Origin of the sequence: Chlorogloeopsis fritschii PCC 6912 (assembly GCF_000317285.1) — a bacterium.
Classification (GTDB): Bacteria; Cyanobacteriota; Cyanobacteriia; order Cyanobacteriales; family Nostocaceae; genus Chlorogloeopsis; species Chlorogloeopsis fritschii.
Genome location: NZ_AJLN01000141.1, coordinates 58706 through 79797 on the forward strand (window position 1 = coordinate 58706; position 21092 = coordinate 79797).

General features: G+C 41.3%; 20 protein-coding genes. 16 read left to right on the forward strand and 4 right to left on the reverse strand.

What is annotated here, in order from left to right:
• The first annotated feature begins 55 nt into the window (after positions 1-55).
• The 3 genes from minC to minE are packed head-to-tail and all read left to right on the forward strand — an operon-like array spanning position 56 to position 2322.
• On the forward strand, positions 56-1105 hold the full coding sequence (minC, locus tag UYC_RS0131160) for a septum site-determining protein MinC (protein ID WP_016878070.1): 1050 nt from the start codon (positions 56-58) through the stop codon (positions 1103-1105).
• A 54-nt stretch (positions 1106-1159) separates the two neighbouring features.
• The gene (minD, locus tag UYC_RS0131165; protein ID WP_016878071.1) at positions 1160-1966 is read left to right on the forward strand and encodes a septum site-determining protein MinD; all 807 of its coding nucleotides are present in this window, start codon (positions 1160-1162) and stop codon (positions 1964-1966) included.
• Positions 1967-2004: 38 nt separating this feature from the next.
• Positions 2005-2322 (forward strand): cell division topological specificity factor MinE, encoded by a 318-nt coding sequence (gene minE, locus UYC_RS0131170; RefSeq protein ID WP_016878072.1) that lies wholly within the window; start codon positions 2005-2007, stop codon positions 2320-2322.
• A gap of 115 nt (positions 2323-2437) precedes the next feature.
• Here minE and UYC_RS0131175 read toward each other — a convergent pair whose 3' ends face one another.
• Positions 2438-3697, reverse strand: coding sequence for a hypothetical protein (locus UYC_RS0131175; RefSeq protein WP_016878073.1), 1260 nt, complete (start codon positions 3695-3697; stop codon positions 2438-2440).
• 1136 nt (positions 3698-4833) lie between these two features.
• Between UYC_RS0131175 and fmt the strand changes: the two genes are divergently transcribed.
• Complete coding sequence (gene fmt, locus UYC_RS0131180; protein WP_016878074.1) at positions 4834-5832, forward strand: methionyl-tRNA formyltransferase; 999 nt, start codon at positions 4834-4836, stop codon at positions 5830-5832.
• A 13-nt stretch (positions 5833-5845) separates the two neighbouring features.
• On the opposite strand, the gene UYC_RS0131185 is transcribed toward fmt, so the two are convergent.
• The gene (locus UYC_RS0131185; RefSeq protein ID WP_016878075.1) at positions 5846-6241 is read right to left on the reverse strand and encodes a DUF6464 family protein; all 396 of its coding nucleotides are present in this window, start codon (positions 6239-6241) and stop codon (positions 5846-5848) included.
• A gap of 334 nt (positions 6242-6575) precedes the next feature.
• On the opposite strand from UYC_RS0131185, the gene psaC reads away from it, so the two are divergent.
• The 10 genes from psaC to UYC_RS0131240 all read left to right on the forward strand — a co-directional run bounded on the left by psaC (position 6576) and on the right by UYC_RS0131240 (position 14128).
• Positions 6576-6821, forward strand: a complete 246-nt coding sequence (gene psaC, locus UYC_RS0131195; protein WP_016878077.1) for a photosystem I iron-sulfur center protein PsaC — start codon at positions 6576-6578, stop codon at positions 6819-6821.
• 382 nt (positions 6822-7203) lie between these two features.
• Positions 7204-9108, forward strand: coding sequence for a glutamine--fructose-6-phosphate transaminase (isomerizing) (gene glmS, locus UYC_RS0131200; RefSeq protein ID WP_016878078.1), 1905 nt, complete (start codon positions 7204-7206; stop codon positions 9106-9108).
• 487 nt (positions 9109-9595) lie between these two features.
• A complete protein-coding gene (locus UYC_RS0131210; protein ID WP_016878080.1) occupies positions 9596-11479 on the forward strand; it encodes a DUF262 domain-containing protein in 1884 nt (627 codons plus the stop codon).
• 117 nt (positions 11480-11596) lie between these two features.
• A complete protein-coding gene (locus UYC_RS40080) occupies positions 11597-11719 on the forward strand; it encodes a hypothetical protein (protein ID WP_268744026.1) in 123 nt (40 codons plus the stop codon).
• 86 nt (positions 11720-11805) lie between these two features.
• Entirely contained in the window at positions 11806-12063 is a 258-nt protein-coding gene (locus tag UYC_RS0131215; protein WP_016879794.1) for a UPF0175 family protein, read from the forward strand.
• The gene (locus UYC_RS39690) at positions 12056-12301 is read left to right on the forward strand and encodes a PIN domain-containing protein (protein WP_016878082.1); all 246 of its coding nucleotides are present in this window, start codon (positions 12056-12058) and stop codon (positions 12299-12301) included. Before UYC_RS0131215 ends, UYC_RS39690 begins: the two co-directional genes overlap by 8 nt.
• Positions 12302-12305: 4 nt before the next feature.
• The gene (locus UYC_RS39695; RefSeq protein ID WP_016878083.1) at positions 12306-12539 is read left to right on the forward strand and encodes a PIN domain-containing protein; all 234 of its coding nucleotides are present in this window, start codon (positions 12306-12308) and stop codon (positions 12537-12539) included.
• Between the two features lie 288 nt (positions 12540-12827).
• Positions 12828-13463: a hypothetical protein gene (locus UYC_RS0131230; RefSeq protein ID WP_016878084.1), complete on the forward strand. Its 636-nt coding sequence runs from the start codon at positions 12828-12830 to the stop codon at positions 13461-13463.
• Positions 13464-13576: 113 nt separating this feature from the next.
• On the forward strand, positions 13577-13837 hold the full coding sequence (locus UYC_RS0131235; RefSeq protein ID WP_016878085.1) for a DUF4160 domain-containing protein: 261 nt from the start codon (positions 13577-13579) through the stop codon (positions 13835-13837).
• A gap of 3 nt (positions 13838-13840) precedes the next feature.
• Complete coding sequence (locus UYC_RS0131240) at positions 13841-14128, forward strand: DUF2442 domain-containing protein (protein WP_016878086.1); 288 nt, start codon at positions 13841-13843, stop codon at positions 14126-14128.
• A 66-nt stretch (positions 14129-14194) separates the two neighbouring features.
• Here the strand turns inward: UYC_RS0131240 and ade are convergent, their stop codons facing one another.
• Both ade and UYC_RS0131250 read right to left on the reverse strand, forming a co-directional pair.
• Positions 14195-15829 (reverse strand): adenine deaminase, encoded by a 1635-nt coding sequence (ade, locus tag UYC_RS0131245; protein ID WP_016878087.1) that lies wholly within the window; start codon positions 15827-15829, stop codon positions 14195-14197.
• A gap of 191 nt (positions 15830-16020) precedes the next feature.
• The gene (locus UYC_RS0131250) at positions 16021-16245 is read right to left on the reverse strand and encodes a transposase (RefSeq protein ID WP_016878088.1); all 225 of its coding nucleotides are present in this window, start codon (positions 16243-16245) and stop codon (positions 16021-16023) included.
• Positions 16246-16267: 22 nt separating this feature from the next.
• Between UYC_RS0131250 and UYC_RS0131255 the strand changes: the two genes are divergently transcribed.
• Both UYC_RS0131255 and UYC_RS40235 read left to right on the forward strand, forming a co-directional pair.
• Positions 16268-16822, forward strand: a complete 555-nt coding sequence (locus UYC_RS0131255; protein WP_016878089.1) for an IS200/IS605 family accessory protein TnpB-related protein — start codon at positions 16268-16270, stop codon at positions 16820-16822.
• Between the two features lie 282 nt (positions 16823-17104).
• Entirely contained in the window at positions 17105-21076 is a 3972-nt protein-coding gene (locus tag UYC_RS40235) for a PAS domain S-box protein (RefSeq protein WP_016878090.1), read from the forward strand.
• Positions 21077-21092 lie beyond the last annotated feature (16 nt).

The window sequence follows — 21092 nt, forward strand, 5'->3', positions numbered from 1 at the left end:
AATAAATACTTTAATATTGGTAATTGCTCGGTTTCCATCTTTTGGCTGGTGATGCATGACTTCTGATTCTGCGATCCCCGATATAGAATCAAACTCTGCTTTTAATCATGCAGAATCAATATCTCATCATGCTGATGTAGATGTAGATTCTAACGTTATTAATGTCAATTCAGATTCTGTCCTCCCGGAAGCAGAAGTAAATTCTGTTATCCTCTATCTCAAGTCAATTTCTGCCTCTGCCGATTTAGAGTCAAATTCTGTGGCAGCCGAGCCAGAGTTATCTTCGGTTGCAGATGCAGATTCAGATTCTACAGTTTTCGATTTAGATTTATCTGAGCTATCTTTACTAGAACAAACGCTAGATAAGAATATCCACATCCAAATCAAAACAGAGGAGGGAAAACTTTTATTAATTTTGCCCACAGAATCCCAAGTACCTGCTTCCGAAAACAACTGGGCACAGATGTGGCAACACCTCAAGCTCCGACTAAACACCAGCGATCGCCTCAAACCACGAACTCATATTCCGGTGCATCTAGTGGCAAGCGATCGCCTCCTAGATAGCAGACAGCTGCAAGAACTCGCTCAAACTTTAAGCGAAATGCATATGCAGCTAAAATCTGTTTCTACCAGTCGTCGCCAAACAGCCATCGCTGCTGCTACTGCTGGCTATTCTGTAGAACAAGTACAGCGAGAAAATCTTCTTGATTCGCAATCACAAGTCGCTAAAGTTACCCATACAGAAGCCCTTTATTTAGAAAAGACGGTACGTTCCGGAGTCGAAATACGTCATCCTGGTAGCGTAATTATCTTAGGAGATCTAAATCCAGGTGGTATCGTAGTTGCAGATGGAGATATTCTCGTATGGGGACGTCTCCGTGGAGTCGCTCATGCTGGTGCTGGAGGCAATCGCAAGTGTCTAATTATGGCTTTGCAAATGGAACCAACCCAGTTGCGAATTGCAGATGCTGTCGCTAGGGCACCAGAAAAATCACTGATGCAGTTTCATCCAGAAGTGGCATATATTACACCTCAAGGAATTCGCATCGCTAAGGCTACTGATTTTTCTAAAACCCAATTTAACAAGATGAATCAAGAGCCATAAAGCTCTATTGTTAATTTATATTTCCAGAAACATCATCAACCGCATTCTAACATCATGACCCGAATTATTGTCATTACCTCTGGGAAAGGAGGCGTGGGTAAGACCACCAGCTCGGCAAATCTAGGCATGGCTTTAGCTAAAATGGGGCGGCAAGTGGCATTAGTTGATGCCGATTTTGGCTTGAGAAATTTGGATTTACTACTAGGACTAGAAAACCGCATTGTTTATACGGCGGTAGAAGTCTTAGCAAGAGAGTGTCGCTTAGAACAAGCTTTGGTGAAAGATAAGCGGCTGCCGAATCTAGTGTTATTACCTGCTGCCCAAAATCGCACAAAAGATGCTGTTAGTCCCGACCAAATTAAGTTATTAGTAAATGCACTGGCACAAAAATATCAATACGTAATCATTGATAGCCCCGCAGGGATTGAAATGGGATTTAAAAATGCGATCGCCTCGGCTAAAGAAGCATTAATTGTTACCACGCCAGAAATTGCTTCAGTACGGGATGCCGATCGCGTCGTCGGATTGCTAGAAGCACAAGGCATTAAAAAAATTCATTTAATTATTAACCGCATTAAGCCTGCAATGGTGCGGGCAAATGACATGATGTCTGTTCAAGATGTTCAAGAACTTTTAGCAATTCCTCTGATTGGGGTAATTCCCGACGATGAGCGCGTGATTGTGTCTACCAATCGTGGCGAACCTTTGGTACTATCAGAAAGCCCTTCTTTAGCTGCTACGGCTTTTGAGAACATTGCTCGCAGATTGGAAGGAGAAGCAGTCGATTTTATTGAAGTTGACGCCAATAATGACAACATCTTTTCTCGTATCCGCAGATTGTTGTGGACAAAAATCATTTAACTCTTTTTCCCATTCCCATCTGTGCAAACTAAGCAGCAATGATCCTTGAACTTCTAGAAAAACTTTTTTTTCGCACTACTGACACTAGTCGCAATCAAGTGAAACGTCGCTTACAGTTGGTGATTGCTCACGATCGCGCTGACTTAAGCCCCCAGATGATAGAAAAAATGCGGCAAGAAATCTTAAACATTGTCAGTCGCTATGTAGAGATAGACACAGAAGGCTTAGAATTCTCTTTAGAAAGCAATCAACGCACTACCGCCCTAATCGCCAATGTACCCATACGTAGGGTCAAAGAAACTACGGATGATTTAGAACTTACAGACAACAGCAGTACATTTACTGATAATTTTTAATTAAGGAGTTGTATTCTTAAGCTTATTTAATATAGTTTTTGCTTTATTGTCGCCGTCAAAACTATATTTAGTCTCGTTGTAGCTATAACTACAACGAGACTAATTCAAGTATTAACTATCTATAGGCAACTGGTGGAGTTCCCCAAACTTGTGCGGCTTTTTTGCCGAAAGTCACAGGTCGATCTACATCGTTTGCAATTACAGTTTGACCATCATGAGAAACTGCCAGTACAGGCCATTGTTCTTCGCCCAGTTCTCCAGCCCGAAATAGCACATTGCCAGGTTGGGCTTCACTCCAACCCAAAAGCACTGCTATTTTTTCATGCTCGTTTTCATTATGGGCAGGAGTAACGGTGTCGATGCGATCGCTATGGCGATCCCAAATCACTGCGCGATCGCTCGCATCAGATGTATTGAACACTGCTTCAAATTTACGCGCCAAGAAGCGTTCGCCTTTCTCTGACCAACTAACGGGAACTAGAACGCCAATAGTTCCTTCCCCGTTCAAATCTGAAGTTGTCTTGACATTCAAGAGAGTATCCATATTGGGAGAAGTTGAAGATACCACCCGCAATTTCCCGGTTTGCCTGTCTTCTACAAATAAAACACTGCTGACACGGCTATTGTAAAGTTCAGGTTTAACTTCTAGTTGGACGCGACTGTAAACAGCATACCTCCCATCTGGAGAAACCACAGGTACGCTGCGGTAATAACGGACTCCAGATCCACCCCCAGAACTAACCAACTCATGAGTATTTAAAATCCAATCCCAAGGAATAGGATAGGAACTGCCGATCGGATCTTGCTGTGCTTGTTCGCTTGGCTCGGATTGATCGATAACATTTACATCCTTAAATCGAGGCTGAGTTTCCCTCGCTACAGGTACATATTTAGTTACTTCTGAAGACTCAGTAGTGGATACATTAGTTGATGTATGGCTAGCTTCTGGAGTTGAAGACTTGAATTTAGCAGTTTTTATTCTCCGCAATATGTCTAGTTGATCGCTAGAAAGCCCCTTTGTAAAATTACCAGATTGCCCTGGTGTTGGTGCCAAGTCCACTGCTGCCAATAATTGGTGCTCTGGTATTTCCACCACCGACAGAGAATCATCTTCTGCTGCCCAAGACTCATTTTGATCTACTTGGATAATTTGCGGATTCTCAACAGCGGCTTTAGACACCAACACAGAGCTAGATTTGTCCGTCCAAGGATTGATTGGAGCTACTTTTAATATTTGAGTTGAAGTCAAGCTATCAGCATTACCTGCTTCAATAGATACAGAGTCCAACTCATTATTTATAGAAGTATTTTTAGCTACTTGTGATTGTGCTGAAGTAGAGTGAGCAGATGCAGCTACAAGGGGTGCAATAAGCATCACAAAGGCAATGTACCTTGAGAATGGTTGGGCGCGAAACCATCCCGACAGCAAAAGATGTTTAAGCATTTGTTGACTCTCTAGAGGGTGGTTGCTGTGTGAGGAGTGAGGTCAATACGGAAAGGAATTTAGACTTTGACTATAGGTATAACAAAGAACTAACTGATTTCACCAGATCAAACCTTCCCACTTGGCACTATTTTAGGCAATGTATTATATTTTACACTTTTTCTCAGAAATTCTAGCATAAATTGCTAGTCTCTTTATGACTGAAATTAACTAGGGTTTTGTCCCTGAGCAATAATTTTTGCCACTACTGAGCCAGTTCGGAATTCAGGTATTAATTCCAACATTAATTTGTAGTACTTCAGACTACAGAAGGGTATTAAGTAGCCTAGTACATGGCTTTAGCTATCAGGCATTGCCTGTTGATATTCTGCTGTCACCCCACAAAATACCAATAAGGTAAAATGCGGTGTCAGTTATAACACTTGGCCAAACCACCAACCAAGCTAACTCAAATATTCGCGGCTCACATCTAGCGATAGGAAACGCTTGTCAATTGAACTGCAAGAACATAATCTTCAGTTGCAGCTATAATTGAAACGCACTACTAGCTTGGAAACTCGGCAATTTTTGCTGGCTTTCCAATAAATATAAAAATTATATTAATTTAGCAGACGCGAAATGACCCGCCGTTAGACAAAGCCAAAGAGTATAGTTTGGTTACTAGGAATACAATTTATACTGGACAAAAATCCAGTTAACTTATTATAACTCCAGCAAGCTTTAAGGTTGCAAATTTTCACAAAAACAAAACTATTGTATCACCAGAGAATCAAGCTATTAGAGATGGTCGTCAGCAGGCTGTAGATACAGCAGAGTGCTGCACGAAAGCAAATCGGAACTAACAAATTTAGTGACATCAGCGATCCCCATGACTGTACTTAAATTGCTATTGTGCAAGATAAGTAAGTCAACATAAATAAACTAAAAACACAGATCCCCGACTTCTTACTAGAAGTCGGGGATCTTATAGGGCGCATTTTAGGTTTAATTTGGTTGTTCTACTTACTTGCTCAAAAGATGCGATTAAAAGCATCTTGTAGATTCTTGATTATTGATCCCTGACAATCATGAAAGTCGTTTTCTTTGGTACTCCCCAATTTGCAGTTCCTACCCTAGAGAAGTTGCTGAAGCATTCCAACTTTGAGGTATTGGCAGTGGTTACCCAGCCAGATAAACGTCGGGGAAGAGGAAACCAACTTACACCTCCACCGATAAAAACCATTGCCACAGCTCACAATTTGCCTGTATGGCAACCTCAACGAGTGAAAAAAGATGTCGAAACTTTAAGTCAACTCAGAGCAACAGGTGCGGATGTATTTGTAGTTGTCGCCTACGGGCAAATTCTCTCTCAAGAAATTTTAGATATGCCCAAGTTGGGTTGTGTGAACGTGCATGGCTCAATTTTGCCCAAATATCGTGGTGCAGCCCCAATTCAGTGGTGTTTGTATAACGCAGAGAAGGAAACAGGCATCACCACTATGTTAATGGATGAGGGGATGGATACTGGTGCGATGCTTTTGAAAGCTACAACACCAATAACTTTGATGGAAAATGCCCAAGACTTGGCAGAAAAATTGGCACTAATAGGTGCAGATTTACTGGTAGAGACTTTGCTAAAGCTAGAACGTGGAGAAATTGAGCCAATTCCTCAACAGAATTCAGAAGCCACTTACGCGCCTTTGATTAAAAAAGAGGATTATCAGTTGGATTGGTCAAAGAGCGCCATACAATTACACAATCAAATCAGAGGCTTTTACCCCAACTGTACTGCCTCCTTTCGCAATCAACCCCTGAAAATCAGCGTCTGTGCTCCCCTTGGTTCTGCTTACTGGCAAGAACTACCACCAGAAATACAAGAATTTTCTCGTAAATTACCGGATTTATCAATAGCATCGGGCAGAGCAGGGGAAGTAGTAAGCATCGCCAAGGGAATGGGAGCGATCGTGCAAACTGGAGAGGGATTGTTGTTGTTGCGAGAAGTTCAGCTACCTGGCAAACGTCCCCAGTCAGGTTGGGATTTCGTTAATGGTGCACGAGTAACAATAGGAGAAGTATTAGGAAGTTAATATGAGTAAGAAGTCAGTAATTGTAATCTTCAGTTGCTAACTCCTCAGTTGTAGCTCTTAGCTTTTCGTAGAAGCGGCAAGAGTTACACGGCCCTTCTGGGTTAACAGCACAGCGAATAATTTCTGAATGGGCGTTGTAGCGGCAGTTAGCATCGCCGATCACCCAACGTCCGTTGACCCAAGTTTTCTCTTCTGGTCGTTTGGCAGTTTGCACATATAAGGCTACTTTCTGCAAACGATAGCGCCCTGCTCTAAACTGGTAACGGTGGCTGCGCTCTAAAACAGCGTAGGTTTTGCCTTCAAGGTCAAGATAATTTCCTGGTTGTGGCATCCAGTCAAGTTGCACGCTACCGAGGGACTGTCGTGGGTGCGTCAAAATCACCTCGGTTGGTAAAGAATCTGGCTCCATAAGCTTTTGTAATCTCATTTACATTATTTTAGGATGGTAGCGCACTTGCTTGCCTTAGCATTTGGAATTTATGTTATAGTTAACGATTTGCTAATATTTTGTAAAAAATAGCAAAAGCTTATATGAAGGAAGTGAGTCAGTGGGAATTAAAGGGAACGGGAAACAGGGAACAGATAAAGGCACATCGATTTAAACCCGGACTTAATAACCCCTTTCTTATTACGTTGTTTGAAGTTATGTAGCCTTTTGATTACGACAGCCAAGCCACTGCGGTAAACTAAGCCTTGATTATGATTCTTTCGCAGAGAAGAACACTCGGAAAGGAGCCTTTTTAATGTCTCATACAGTAAAAATCTACGATACCTGCATTGGCTGCACCCAGTGCGTCCGCGCTTGTCCAACAGACGTGTTGGAAATGGTTCCCTGGGATGGCTGTAAAGCCCAGCAAATTGCTTCTTCCCCCCGTACAGAAGATTGTGTGGGTTGCAAGCGGTGTGAAACAGCTTGTCCTACCGACTTTTTGAGCATCCGGGTTTACTTGGGAGCTGAAACCACTCGCAGTATGGGTCTAGCTTACTAGGTCGAACACGCTTGTTTAAAGTGCAGCAGACTTGTTGGGCTGTTTTCTCAAGTTGGGAAATCTGCCCACATCATTGACTGCGCTCCTTCAAGGCGGTTTTTGTAGAATGTGCTGAGGAAAAAAGTACTCAGTTTTGAAATAGCAAGTTCCTTTAACATTGTAGGGAGGTCATTTCTGGCCATTCAGTTCATAATTGGTGGTCAGTAAGTCCACCCTACAAAATAATTATTTTTTGTAAAAGTCGAAAAGTAATAGCATTTCCTAGCATTCAAAGGAGCGATCTGCTCCTTTTTTTCTTTCTTTGCCTACTTTGCCAAGGCCAGATTTTGTGCTAACCACTATACTGGAATTTAATTATTCTGAGAATAAGGTGGTGTGGGCTATGTGCGGTATCGTTGGCTATATTGGCACTCAAGCGGCAACAGAAATTTTGTTATCTGGGCTAGAAAAACTGGAGTATCGAGGTTACGATTCTGCTGGCATAGCGACGATATGGGAAGAAGAAATTCACTGCGTCCGCGCCAAGGGTAAATTACATAATCTGCGTTCCAAGTTAGAACATCTACAAACCCCTGCTACAATTGGCATTGGCCATACTCGCTGGGCAACTCATGGGAAACCAGAAGAATACAACGCTCATCCCCACATGGATACAGCAATGCGTGTGGCAGTGGTGCAGAATGGAATTATCGAAAACTATCGTGAGCTACGCGAACAACTCAAAGCTAGTGGACATCAGTTTCGCTCTGACACGGATACAGAAGTTATACCTCACTTAATCGCTCAACTTCTAAAAGAAGAAATTGCCCGCGAACCAAATAACACTGACTTTCATTTCTTAGAAGCAGTGAGAAAAGCGGTAAACGAACTCCAGGGGGCATTTGCGATCGCTGTTATTTGTGCTGACTACCCTGATGAACTGATCGTCGTGCGCCAACAAGCTCCTTTGGTAGTTGGTTTCGGACAAGGTGAGTTTTTCTGTGCCTCTGATACGCCCGCAATTATTTCTCATACCCGTGCGGTGCTACCTCTAGAAAATAGCGAAATGGCACGTCTGACTCCTTTGGGTATTGAGATTTACAACTTTGCTGGGCAGAGGTTGAAAAAACATCCCCGCTTACTCAGCTTGAATCCAATGATGGTAGAAAAGCAAGGATTCAAGCATTTTATGCTCAAGGAAATCTATGAGCAACCAGGAGTAGTCAGGGCTTGCTTGGAAGCTTACTTCAATACTGATTGGAATGCAGCTAGTGCTAATAATAATTCTCCAATTAATTTAGGTTTGCCAGCCGAATTGTACGCAGATTTAGAGCAAATTCAAATTGTCGCTTGCGGTACTAGTTGGCACGCAGCATTGGTAGGTAAATATTTACTAGAACAAGTGGCGCAAATTCCTACTCAGGTGCAGTATGCCTCTGAGTTTCGTTATGCTCCATCACCCTTAACACCCAATACCCTCACTATTGGCGTTACCCAATCCGGTGAAACTGCCGATACTTTGGCAGCTTTGGCAATGGAAAAAGAACGTCGTCAAGGAAAAGAACCAAAATATCATGCGCGGCTGTTAGGCATTACCAATCGTCCAGAAAGTACTTTGGGGCATATGGTACCGCATATCATTAATACCTTGGCTGGGATTGAAATTGGTGTGGCGGCAACGAAAACTTTTATCGCCCAACTGATGTCGTTTTATGCTTTGGCTTTGGATTTAGCTTATCGCCGTCAAACAGTTTCCTCAGACACACTAGAGGATATTCTCAAAGGCTTGCAGCATATACCTAAAGAAATTGAGGCGACTTTAGAAAGTCAAGAACATTTAACCGAGCAATTAGCACATGACTTTGCCGAAACTACAGATTTTATCTTTGTGGGTAGGGGGATAAACTTCCCGATCGCCTTGGAAGGAGCTTTGAAATTAAAGGAAATTAGCTATATTCACGCTGAAGGCTATCCAGCCGGAGAAATGAAGCACGGGCCCATTGCTCTATTAGATGCAAAAGTACCAGTAGTAGCGATCGCTATGCCTGGTAGTGTCTACGAAAAAGTTATCTCTAATGCCCAAGAAGCCAAAGCTCGCGATTCTCGATTAATTGGTGTAACTCCTGTTAAAGACGGAGAAGCAGCAGAAATCTTTAAAGATCTCATCCCTGTCTCTGCGGTAGATGAATTGCTATCTCCCATCGTGACAGTAATTCCACTACAACTATTGGCTTATCACATTGCTGCCCGTCGCGGTTTAGATGTCGATCAGCCGCGAAACTTAGCAAAATCAGTCACTGTAGAGTAAAGTAATACCAATATGTAAGTAATATTTGGTAGAAAAATTGAGATATTTCTGAATGTGATGACATTATTACATCCAGAAATATTTTTTTAGATGATCGCCTACGGTGCTGTGTCTATCTCACCAGCAATGATTGGTCAGAGGTCAGATTGCAATGACAGAATGATTTACGGCTAGTGAAGGTTTAAACTAGGCATTAAATTATATGAGCATAAATTTTACTTGAGGAAGTATTTATTAGTGGCTCGTGTTTGCAGAAATTAGGGGAGTTGTGAGGCCAAGTATCTGTGGTGACAATGAAGGTAAAATTTTCAGCTAATAGTGAGCAATTCCAAAATATAACTACTATCCGAGACACACTATTACCTAAATTGATTTCAGGCGAAATCCGACTTAAGAAAGCAGATCAATTATTCGATGCTGTTGCCTTATACAAATTTATCCACCTAATTATCACTTGTCTATAAATAAAAAAAGCAGGATATATACCATGAGCCAAAAAACAATTGATTCCAAAAATCTAACTATAGAAAAAATTTTTGAAGATTTTTATATTATTCCTAATTATCAAAGAGAATATATTTGGAAAGAAAAACAAGTATTGGAGCTTTTAAATGATGTATATAGTGAATTTCCTGCCTCTTCCAATATAGAATCCGATGAATATTTTCTGGGCAGTATTGTAATTTGTCCTAGTTCTGATGATACAGACAATGTGTATCAGGTAATTGATGGGCAACAAAGATTAACAACTTCTTATATTTTCTTTTGTGCTATTAAAAATTATATAACTAAGTTGCCAGAACATCAAAAGTTTGATGCGATTAAAAAATTAATTTTTTCAGAGTATACAAATGCACAAGGTCAAGACCAATCACGATACAGGATTAATCCTCAATATCCAGATAGTAAAAATATTTTGGAAGAATTTGCTAAAGATGAAATCAATATAGAAGGGATAGAAAATCAAAAAAATAATAAAACTGAATCTACAATTAATTTGATCTCAGCTTATCAAACAATAGAAGATTTTATTAAGGACAAGTTCAAAGACAATGAAATTCAAATAAAAAGATTTTATGCTCATTTTATTAAAAAAGTAAAGTTGGTTAGAGTTGAAACAACAGATATTAACCACGCCTTAAGAGTTTTTGAAACCATAAATAATAGAGGTGTTGGATTAGATTCTATGGATTTACTCAAGAATCTTTTGTTTAAACAAGTTGAAAAAGAAGATTTCTCAAAAATTAGTAATTCTTGGAAAGAAATAAAAAATGAATTAGATTCAGTCAAAGAAAAGCCTATGGATTTTCTAAGATACTTTATTCTAACTCAATATGATGTTGAAAGAGACAATGTCCAAACCAAAGAATATCAATGGTTACTGGAAAATAAGACTACTTGTAAATATGAAGAAAAACCATTTGAGTTTGTAGAGGAGTTACTAAAGGCTGCTAAAGCTTATAAATTATTAGTTGAAAGAAAAAATCCTGCTGATAATTCTGATAATCCGCATTTAGCTAATATTAAGTATTTAAGCCCTAATCTTAAACAACATTTATATATGCTATTAGCAGCACGGGATCTGCCGATGGAAACATTTACTCAATTGTGTCTCCATATTGAAAACTTTATCTTTATTTATAGTTTTCCTAACAATTCAATCAGTGAATTAGAAAAAATATTTATTAATTGGGGTCAAGAAATCCGTAAAATAGTAAAAAGCAAAGACAAAGAAGAGCAATTATCTAATTTAAAAGTTTTTATAGACAACAATCTTGGTGCACGTAAAGAAAATCTCAAGAAATCTTTTGAGAAAAAGTTTAATGAAGCAAGTCAATTAGACTTTAATTCAAGGGGAACAAATAAAAAGCCAACATCAAATGCTAATAAAAAAACAAAGTATATATTAGCAAAAATTTATCAGTATGTACAACTTATAGCTTACAGGGACAATGATGAATATAAAAATTTTACAACTTTTACTCAGAGTTCAATAGAAATTGAGCATATTTTACCACAAGATTTAAATTCTGAACCTGTTAGAACTTTTGATAAACCAGATGAAATTGAATCATATATCTATAAATTAGGTAATTTAGCTTTGATAGAACAACCTCTCAATGCTTCTATTCAAAATAGTTCATTTAAAGTCAAAAAAGGAGCTTATCAACAATCGAATTTACTTCTGACACAATGTATTTCTAAAAAGCCTACTATTGGAAGTAATACTGCAATTAATAGGGCTGTTGAAGACTTAATAAGTTTTCATGAATGGAATTCACAAGCAATTGATAAAAGACAAGAAATGCTAACAGCATTAGCATTGAAAATATGGTACGAGGAAGTATCTTTTGGAAAAAATGATGGCTGAATTATTATTGGCTTTGGAGTTTTCGGACATATCTATTGGTGAGACATTACCTTTCAAGCACGGCTATGAGTTATTTTCTGCAATCACCCATTTCTAACCTAAACTTCATAAATTTAGATGCATTTGGAATTAAATGATTTAATCATCCAAAGTTGCACTAGGCTACGTTCTTATTTACAATCAAATCCCAATATAAGCGATCGCACTCTCTGCGATGGCATTGGTACTAAGAGCGATTAGCTTTGCAGCCAGAAATCAATTACTGCTACTGCGATCGCATGGTCTTGATTTCTATAATCAATTCAGCGACCAACAACAAATACATTATGAAAACCGTATCTATCGAATTTCCAGATAGCGTTTTTTCTGCTCTCAGAAAAGACCCTGATGAATTTGCTCAAGAAATGAGGATAGCTGCTGCTGTCAAATGGTATGAAATGGGAGAGATATCTCAAGGGAAAGCAGCAGAAATCGCCGGCTTAAACAGAGCAGAATTTATTAATATTCTCGCTCGCTATCAAGTTTCTCCTTTTCAATACACTACTCAAGAATTAGCGGAAGAACTTGCTGCTCTAGATGAATAAAGTTGTAATTAATACTTCTCCTTTAATTGTCTTATTTAAAAGTCAGTTTGCCTACTTGCTGCCAGAACTATTCACTGAAATTATTGTGCCATCAGGTGTTTGGGATGAAATTGTCGAAGCGGGAAAAACTGATACAGCATCAAGACAATTACCTATATCTTCTTGGGCAAAAAGATTTACCCTCACCAGTGTCTCATCTTTAAATTCTAGCTTGGGGATTAGATCGTGGGGAATCTGAAGTTTTGAGCTTTGCTCTAGAAAATACTGGTTATCGAGCAATTATTGATGATGCTGCTGCTAGACGGGTAGCTAAAACCTTAAACATTCCATTTATGGGAACTTTAGGAATGCTCGTCTTGGCCAAGAAACAAGGTTTAATTTCTGAGATTTCACAACCAATTCAAGCTATACAAGATGCTGGTTTATGGTTATCTGACGACTTAATTCAGTTTCTCAGACAAAAAGCAGAAGAATAGATGTCATGGCGTAGCTTGCTTCCTGTAGGCTAGAGGAACGATTTTGCGAGAGTCCTACCCTTACGGGAAGCTGTACCTACGCTCTTGCGTGTAGCGACTTCTGTAAGTAGCCGCACCGCGTCTACGGACACGCTTCACGATTGCTCGCACAGGTTTTTATAATGCACTGTGACAAGATGGCGATCGCACTCTCTGCGATGGTATTGGTACTAAGAGCGATTAGCTTTGCAGCCTCAAATCAATGTTTATATTTGTATCAGGATTTTTGTGAAATGGTATAAAAAATCTATGGATGAAGTTGTCAAAAAAATTGCAGCGTTGGGATTACCTGGGATTATTTTAGTAATGGTTATGGCAACCACAGGTTTAACAGGTGCAGCAGCCATTACAGCGGCTTTAGCTTTGCTAGGTGGCCCAGCAGGGATGTTGGGTGGAATTGCTGTTTTGGGACTGACAGGTTTGATTACTGATGCTTTGGCGAAAGTCAGTTTAGAAGATTTGATCACAGCAATTTATTGTCAGCGCCGACAAAATGAGCCACATGGTAAATTGCTAGAGGAGATTGAGTCTTTGTTGCTGTTTGACGGCGACATGAAAGATAGGCTCAAGATGACTGTAACTGACGGATGCGGTTGTGCAACGGTAGTTAGTGCTAGTACAACAGATGATGCTAAAGAAGCGATCGCTATTTTAGAGAATGTTCCTGGCATGACTCGCGCACACCACAGAGATTTTAAGAGTTCTAATCCCATCATGAGGCTCAGAGATGGGACAGTAGTAAAAACTTGGAAAAACCTCGTTGGTGTTGACCATGTTTTTTTAGGGGATAGGAATGACAGAATGATTTACGGTGGATTTGTCGGTTGGATTCATAGTGAAGGGTTACAACAGGCGTTAACTCGGATTAGAAGAGATTTGACTTAAGGGAGTAGTGGCTAGTGGTCAGAAAAACCCTATTCGCGACACCTACTACCCAAACTCGAATCATGTGAAATTCTTGTCAAAGAAGCAGAAAATCTTTTAGCCAAGGTGATGTAATGCCAGAAATTAGCCGTTTTCTAGGAATTATTATCACCATGTATTATAACGACCATCCACCACCACATTTCCACGTTCGCTATAATCAACAAAAAGCGATTATTGATATCGAAACATTATCAATATTAGAAGGTAAACTATCTTCCAGATTATTATCACCTGTAGTTGAATGGGCAAACTTGCATAAAAGAGAATTGATGGACAACTGGGACAAAGCTAGACTCAACAATCCTCTAGAAAAAATTGAACCACTGGAGTAAATCGTGCTCAAAGATATTATTGCAGTTGAACCGAGAGAGGGTTATCAACTATACCTCAAATTTGAAGATGACAAACAAGGAATTATTGATATTAGTAAATTAATTTCCTTTACAGGTGTTTTTGCACCACTAAAAGATATTAACTATTTCAAACAAGTAAAAATCAACCCTGAATGGGGAACAATTTACTGGGAAAACGGTGCAGATTTTGACCCCGATGTACTTTATGCAGAAATTACGGGAGAAGCAATTAGTAATTATCAAATTACAGAAACAGTAAATGAACTTTGAACTATGCAGTGTTAGAGGTGGCCGGAGGGAGAAATTCTAATGATAACTGATTAACCGGACTTGGTATCACTTAATCCACAGAGAAACAAACTGGAAATCTTTGCCACTAAACAACCCGCGATCGCTCAATTTTAAATCGGGAATTACCAGCAGCGCCATGAACGAAAGCGTCATAAATGGTGCTAAGAGTTGAGAACCGAGATGTTTTGCCCAAGCATCCATTTGAGCATACTGTTTTGCAACTATGTAGCCGTCTGCATCACTCATCAACCCAGCTACAGGTAACTCAAGCACTTGGACAGTATTGCTTTGTGCTACAGCAATACCTCCTTTAGCGTTAATCACCGCATTCACCGCCGCACAGAGTTCCTCATCAGTTGTACCAACAGCCACGATATTGTGGGAATCATGAGCAACACTAGAGGCGATCGCTCCCCTGTGAAGTCCAAAATTCTGAATTAATGCTACGGCGGGTGGAGTATTTTGGTAACGGTTGACAACGGTAATTTTGAGAACATCATGTTCTATATCTGCGGTTACTTCGCCATTTTGCATATGGGCAGGTAGATGCTTTTCAGTTGTGATTAACTGTCCGTCAACTGCTGTCATAACGCGCACTGTTGAGCCATCTTCGGGAATGCGAAAATCTGCCACTTGTTTGGGGGTTGCGAGAAAGTGATTTATCGGTGTAACAGGCATAGATGCAAGCATAGCTTGTCCCGCTTCTGCTGCTAAAATCCCTTTGCAATAGGTAGATAATACGGTAAAGTCTTGTAAATTTTTTACCACAATTAAATCGGCAGGATCGCCAACTTGCAGCAATCCCACATTTATTTTGTAGTGCCAAACAGGATTAACACAGGCAATTTTCAGCACATTCATGACATCATGTCCTAATGCCACAGCACGCCGCACCAGTTCGTTGATATGCCCTTTGACTAAATCATTAGGATGCTTGTCATCGCTACAAAACATGCATTTATCTGGGTGGGAATCAATCAAACTGTGTAGTGTATCAAAATTTTTAGCTGCCGAACCCTCACGAATGATAATTTTCATCCCGAATGCAAGTTTATCTAAAGCTTCCGCCAACGTGCAGCATTCGTGGTCGGTAGTAATTTTAGCATTAGCATAGTTATGTGCTGCCTCACCACGCAATCCCGGTGCATGTCCATCAACTGGATGCCCTAATTCTTGGGCAACCCGAATTTTTTCCATCACCTCTGTTGTGCGATTTAAAACGCCGGGAAAGTTCATCACTTCGCTGAGGTAAGAGATGCCATCCTGCTCAAATAGTTCGCGAATTTCTTTGGCTGTTAGTTCTGCTCCTGCTGTTTCAAACCCAGTTGCAGGAACGCAAGAAGACGCACCAAAAACAATTGTAAAAGGTGTTTGGGCAGCATTGGCAAGCATAAAACGAATACCTGCTAACCCCAGAACATTGGCAATTTCGTGAGGATCGGAAACTGCTGCTACTGTACCATGTACCGTTGCCAAACGGGCGAATTCAGTTGGTACGAGCATAGAACTTTCGATATGAACGTGGGCATCAATAAAACCAGGCAGTATATATTGGTCGTAGTCTTGCCTATTTTCATGAGCGATCGCTTGGATGTGTCCGTTGTCGATCGAGACTGTTCCCGGAAATATGATTTTGTGGAGAACGTCTACGATGTTTCCAGAAATGCTAAAACTTGCCATAACCCACCTTCCGGCACAACAACGAGTGATGAAGAGATTCCCGTCTAGCTTAAGTATAAAATGATTTTATTCAAGTATTTTTACATATTATGAAGTTGTAATGTTGGCATTTTTATAGAAAATAAGCGCGAAAACCCTGTGCATAAATTTATGCCAGGGATGAAGCGCAATTGTAGCTTTCAAGCTACCAGTCACTTACCAGTTTGTGACTGAATGTATTGTTTGACAATGGCAGTAGATACATTACCCACGCTCGCAACGAAATAGCTGGGTGTCCAAGTCGAAGGAAGTCTTTTCAACCACTCGAACTCAATTCTTAGATCGTGAGACAATCTACCCTTGAATCTATGAGCAACTTTGGCAGCAGAATCATTAACTGTGACATTAACTAGTAGATGAAAACGATTAGCCCACATCACTGAAAAGCGTAATCGTCAAATGCGGTATGCAGTGAATAAAGCAGCTAGGATTATAGTTAACTACTGCATCCAAAATGGAATTGGTAATATTGTCTTTGGATGGAATAAAGAAATTAAAAATGGTGTTAATCTTGGTTCTCAAAACAATCAGACTTTCGTCCAAATCCCTACCGCTAAGTTAAAGGAAAGGATATTTCAACTTTGCCAAATATACGGCATTGAATTTGTGGAAACTGAGGAGAGCTACACCAGCCAAAGCAGTTTTTTAGATGGTGATGTTTTACCTGTATTTGGCAACAAGTCAGAAGGGTGGAACTCATCTGGTAAACGAGTTAAGCGCGGTCTATTCGTAACTGCAAAAGGCATTGAGGTCAATGCGGATTGCAATGGTAGCGCCAACGTACTTTTAAAGGTAAAGGAACAGCTAAATTTAGATTTAGCCAAGACCTATAGGGGACTTTTGACTGTCCCACAGAGAGTATTTCTCTGGAAGAATAACTGTAAAAAGCTACGGGGAGTGGCTACCCTTCGGGAACGCCAAGGGCGAACAGCCCTCCCCGTAGCAACAGTTTGAATCCCCGCACTTTTTCAGTCGGGGAGAGTCAATCAATCTCCACAAGTTCCTCACAATTTCCTCAAAATTTGTTTCTATATTTGAAAATGAAAAGCGGTTCTAGTTAAAATTATAATTTTTTGTAAGATTTTAAATAAATTAAAAAATTTCACTGCTAGGCATTTACGTTTGTTTGCGTTCGACTACTGATTAGGTTCCTTGGCTTCGATAAATACCAAACTATTCTCGATGCTTAGTTTAGTTGCTTTGTTATTCAGGTAAAGCCTGGAGGAAGGTAAGTGAATGAAAATTAATATATTCCAAGATCTCACTGCTTGTCAGCAGGCTTACCAAGTATTGCAACAAGCTTACGAGGAGTTAGAAAGACGAGTACAAGGACGAACTAGCGAACTCCAGCAAGTTAACGAGGAATTGCAAACAGCTTTAGAAGAATTAAAAATCACTGAAGAGGAATTGCGCCAGCAGAATGAAGAACTGATTGAAAGTCGTCAAGTTATAGAGTTAGAACGTCAGCGTTACCAAGATTTGTTCGAGTTTGCTCCAGACGGGTATTTAGTAACTGACATTTGGGGAAATATCCGAGAGGCAAACCGTGCAGCAGCTACCTTGCTTTGTGTAAAACAGGGGCATCTGATCGGCAAACCACTGCTCATCTTTATTACCAAGCCAGAACGCAAGGCTTTTCGGACTCAATTAGCACAGTTGCAGAAGGTGCAGAACTGGGAAGTTTACCTGAAGCCACACAAAGGAGATCCTTTCGCCACGATGGTTGCTGTGAGTAGTATAGATGACGAACAGGGTCAGCAAGTAGGCTGGCGCTGGCTGCTGCGCGACATCAGCCTTCGCAAGCAGATGGAACAAAGGTTGCAGGCTACCCACGATCAATTAGAAAAGCGAGTCGAAGAACGAACTGCTTCTCTAGAGCAGACCAATCGGCTCCTGCAACAGGAAATCGGTGAACGTCAACGGGCAGAAGCCACCTTGCGTCAATCGGAAGCAAAATATCGCACCTTGTTCAATTCGATGGATGAAGGATATGGGATCGCCGAAATAATTTTGAATGAAAACGGTGAGCCAGTTGATTATCGGATGCTTGAAGTCAATCCGCAATTCGAGAGGTTAACTGGACTGTCAAGCGAAGTGGCATTGAGCGGCAAAACCATTCGAGAAATCGCGCCCGAACTCGAAGAACACTGGTATCAAATTTACGGACAAGTCGGGCTGACAGGTGAGCCAGTGCGGTTTGAGCAATGTGCCGCAGAGTGGGGTCGTTGGTATGACGTGTATGCGTTTCGCATTGATGAACCGGAAAAACGCCACGTCGCCATTCTTTACAACGAAATCACCGCTCGCAAACGCCGCGAAGCAAACAGTGCCTTTTTAGTCGAAATCGCTGAAGATTTTTCGCGTCTGTCGTCTGTCGAAGAGATCATCCAAACCCTAGGTGCGAAAATTGGCGCATATCTAAACGTGACTACCTGCAACTTCTGCGAAGTAGACGAATCTTGCGATGAGGTGGTGTATCTCGGTTGCTGGAATGTAGAAGGCGTGCCGCGCGTGCCAGAGAGGATTTGCCTTTCAGAACAGGTAAGTGAGGATTTCTTGCGCCGCGTTCATGCCGGCGAAACCATCGTTAGCAACAACACGCAAACCAACCCAGTCACAAACGCCCAAGCCAACGGTGCGATTGGGGCGCTGTCGTTCATCACCGTGCCGTTCCACAAGGATGGCGAGTGGAAATACCTGTTCTCCATTCATGATATAGTTCCGCGCACTTGGCGCAAGGACGAAATTGAGTTGGTGCGCGAATTGGCGAATCGCACTTTCCCGCGTCTCGAACGCGCCCGCGTCGAAGCAGCCGTGGCAGCAGACCTCAAAGATACGCAACTGTTGCATAAACTGAGCGCACGACTGATTTCTGAAGACAACATTCAAGTGCTTTACAATGAGATTGTGACAGCTGCGATCGCGCTGATGCGGGCGGATGGCGGTAGTTTGCAAATTCTGGATGAAGCGACGCAAGAACTGATGCTACTTGCCACGCAGGGCTTTGACCAAACAATGATCGAGCATTTGTATAGGGTTGACACCCGTTTCAACACGTCCTGTGGTATTGCGCTGGCAAGCGGCGAGCGATCGTTCATTAATTTCGATGTTCCGGAGAGTGACGATCCGGATAGTCATCTGCGAATGCATCTCAACGCTGGATACCTTTGTGCGCAATCAACCCCACTCATCTCTCGGTCTGGCAAACCGATTGGAATGGTTTCAACCCACTGGCACAAGCACCACCGATCAAGCGATCGCGAACTGCGTTTTCTGGATTTGCTGGCGCGTCAGGCTGCTGACTTGATTGAGCAGCGACAAGCAGAGCTTGAGATCCGCAAATTTGTTTCCCTGGCCGATAACAGCACGGATTTTATCGGTATGTGTGACATGAATTTTGTGCCGTTCTATGTCAACCCAACAGGTATGCAAATGGTCGGGCTGAATGATACCCGCCAATATAGCGAAATCCCAGTCAGGGAATTTTTCTTTCCTGAAGATCAGGACTTTATCATCAATGAATTTTTCCCGCGTGTTTTGCGTGAGGGACGAGCGGAAGTAGAAATTCGTTTCCGTCATTTCCAGACGGGGGAAGCATTATGGATGCTTTACAGTGTTGTTTGCATCAAAGACACGAACGACCAGCTAATTGGTCTGGCAACCATTAGCCGCAATATTACCGATCGCAAACTTGCCCAAGAGAAAATCAAAGAACAGGCAGCCCTGCTTGATGTTACTACCGATGCCATTTTTGTCCGCGATTTAGAATGTCGCGTCTTATACTGGAACTCTGGTGCGGAACGGCTTTACGGTTGGCAGGCAGCAGAAGTACTTGGTAAAAATTGTTGCGATTTTTTATACAAACAAATATCACCATCTGTGGAAGAGGCTCTCAAAACTGTTGTTGAGCAAGGAGAATGGCATGGCGAGCTAAATAAAATCACAAAATCGGGGCAAGAGATTGTCGTCGAAACTAGCTGGACACTAATGCGGGATGAAGCAGGAAAACCAAAATCCATTCTCTCTGTTGATACTAATATCACCGAGAAAAAACAACTCCAAGCCCAGTTTTATCGAGCACAGCGGCTAGAGAGCTTGGGTACTCTAGCAAGCGGTATTGCCCATGACTTGAATAACATACTCACGCCCATTTTGACAGTAGCTCAACTGCTGCCACTTAAATTTCCCAATCTGGACGAAAAAAATCGGCAACTGCTGACAATCTTAGAAGATAATTCTAAACGTGGTGCCGAACTCGTCAAGCAAATTACAGCGTTTGCACGGGGAGCAGAAGGAAAGCGCGTTCCTCTCCAACCAAGACACCTGTTAAAAGAAATTGAGCAGGTTATCAAAAGTACATTTCCTAAATCAATTGAAATCTGCATTCATATACCAACGCCAAATCTTTGGACAGTTTTGGCAGATCCTACGCAAATACATCAGGTGTTGATGAACCTGTGTGTAAATGCTCGTGATGCTATGCCTAATGGGGGAACTCTCAGTATTTCTGCTCAAAATTTCCACGTGGATGAAAACTATACCAGGATGAATTTGGAGGCAAAAGAGGGTAACTACGTGCTGATCACCGTATCGGATACAGGATGCGGTATGGCACCAGAGTTATTAGAGCGAATTTTTGAACCCTTTTTCACAACCAAAGAACCGGGTAAAGGCACAGGATTGGGGCTTTCCACTTTAATTGGTATCATCAAAAATCACGGTGGTTTTGTCAAAGTATATAGTGAGGTGGGTAAAGGCAGCCAATTTCAGGTATACTTGAGCGCCATTGACACATTGGTAACACAGGAAACTGATGACTCACAGACGGTGAGAGGAAACGGCGAATTAATTCTAGTTGTGGATGACGAAGCATACATTCGAGAGATTACCAAAACCTCGCTAGAAGATTTCAATTACAGAGTTCTGATTGCCAGTGATGGGACTGGAGCCTTCTCACTCTATGCCCAACATCAAAATGAAATCACCTTAGTGTTGATAGATATACAAATGCCGTCTATAGATGGATTCCAAGCAATTCGCATTCTGCAAAAAATGAATCCATCGATCAAAATTATTGCCTTTAGTGGGCTTGCCTCCAACCAGAAGCTTTTAGAAGCTAGTGGGATTAATGTGCAAGCATTTTTATCAAAGCCCTACACCATTAAGGAATTATTGCAAACCATTCAAGGTGTCTTAAGTGTGCCTTAAAAAATTGGTATTAAAG

Coding starts and splice junctions, on each gene's coding strand:
- minC (WP_016878070.1), top strand. CDS start 56: ATGACTTCTGATTCTGCGATCCCCGATATAGAATCAAACTCTGCTTTT.
- minD (WP_016878071.1), top strand. CDS start 1,160: ATGACCCGAATTATTGTCATTACCTCTGGGAAAGGAGGCGTGGGTAAG.
- minE (WP_016878072.1), top strand. CDS start 2,005: ATGATCCTTGAACTTCTAGAAAAACTTTTTTTTCGCACTACTGACACT.
- UYC_RS0131175 (WP_016878073.1), bottom strand. CDS start 3,697: ATGCTTATTGCACCCCTTGTAGCTGCATCTGCTCACTCTACTTCAGCA.
- fmt (WP_016878074.1), top strand. CDS start 4,834: ATGAAAGTCGTTTTCTTTGGTACTCCCCAATTTGCAGTTCCTACCCTA.
- UYC_RS0131185 (WP_016878075.1), bottom strand. CDS start 6,241: ATGGAGCCAGATTCTTTACCAACCGAGGTGATTTTGACGCACCCACGA.
- psaC (WP_016878077.1), top strand. CDS start 6,576: ATGTCTCATACAGTAAAAATCTACGATACCTGCATTGGCTGCACCCAG.
- glmS (WP_016878078.1), top strand. CDS start 7,204: ATGTGCGGTATCGTTGGCTATATTGGCACTCAAGCGGCAACAGAAATT.
- UYC_RS0131210 (WP_016878080.1), top strand. CDS start 9,596: ATGAGCCAAAAAACAATTGATTCCAAAAATCTAACTATAGAAAAAATT.
- UYC_RS40080 (WP_268744026.1), top strand. CDS start 11,597: ATGCATTTGGAATTAAATGATTTAATCATCCAAAGTTGCACTAGGCTA.
- UYC_RS0131215 (WP_016879794.1), top strand. CDS start 11,806: ATGAAAACCGTATCTATCGAATTTCCAGATAGCGTTTTTTCTGCTCTC.
- UYC_RS39690 (WP_016878082.1), top strand. CDS start 12,056: ATGAATAAAGTTGTAATTAATACTTCTCCTTTAATTGTCTTATTTAAA.
- UYC_RS0131230 (WP_016878084.1), top strand. CDS start 12,828: ATGGATGAAGTTGTCAAAAAAATTGCAGCGTTGGGATTACCTGGGATT.
- UYC_RS0131235 (WP_016878085.1), top strand. CDS start 13,577: ATGCCAGAAATTAGCCGTTTTCTAGGAATTATTATCACCATGTATTAT.
- ade (WP_016878087.1), bottom strand. CDS start 15,829: ATGGCAAGTTTTAGCATTTCTGGAAACATCGTAGACGTTCTCCACAAA.
- UYC_RS0131250 (WP_016878088.1), bottom strand. CDS start 16,245: ATGTGGGCTAATCGTTTTCATCTACTAGTTAATGTCACAGTTAATGAT.
- UYC_RS0131255 (WP_016878089.1), top strand. CDS start 16,268: ATGCGGTATGCAGTGAATAAAGCAGCTAGGATTATAGTTAACTACTGC.
- UYC_RS40235 (WP_016878090.1), top strand. CDS start 17,105: ATGAAAATTAATATATTCCAAGATCTCACTGCTTGTCAGCAGGCTTAC.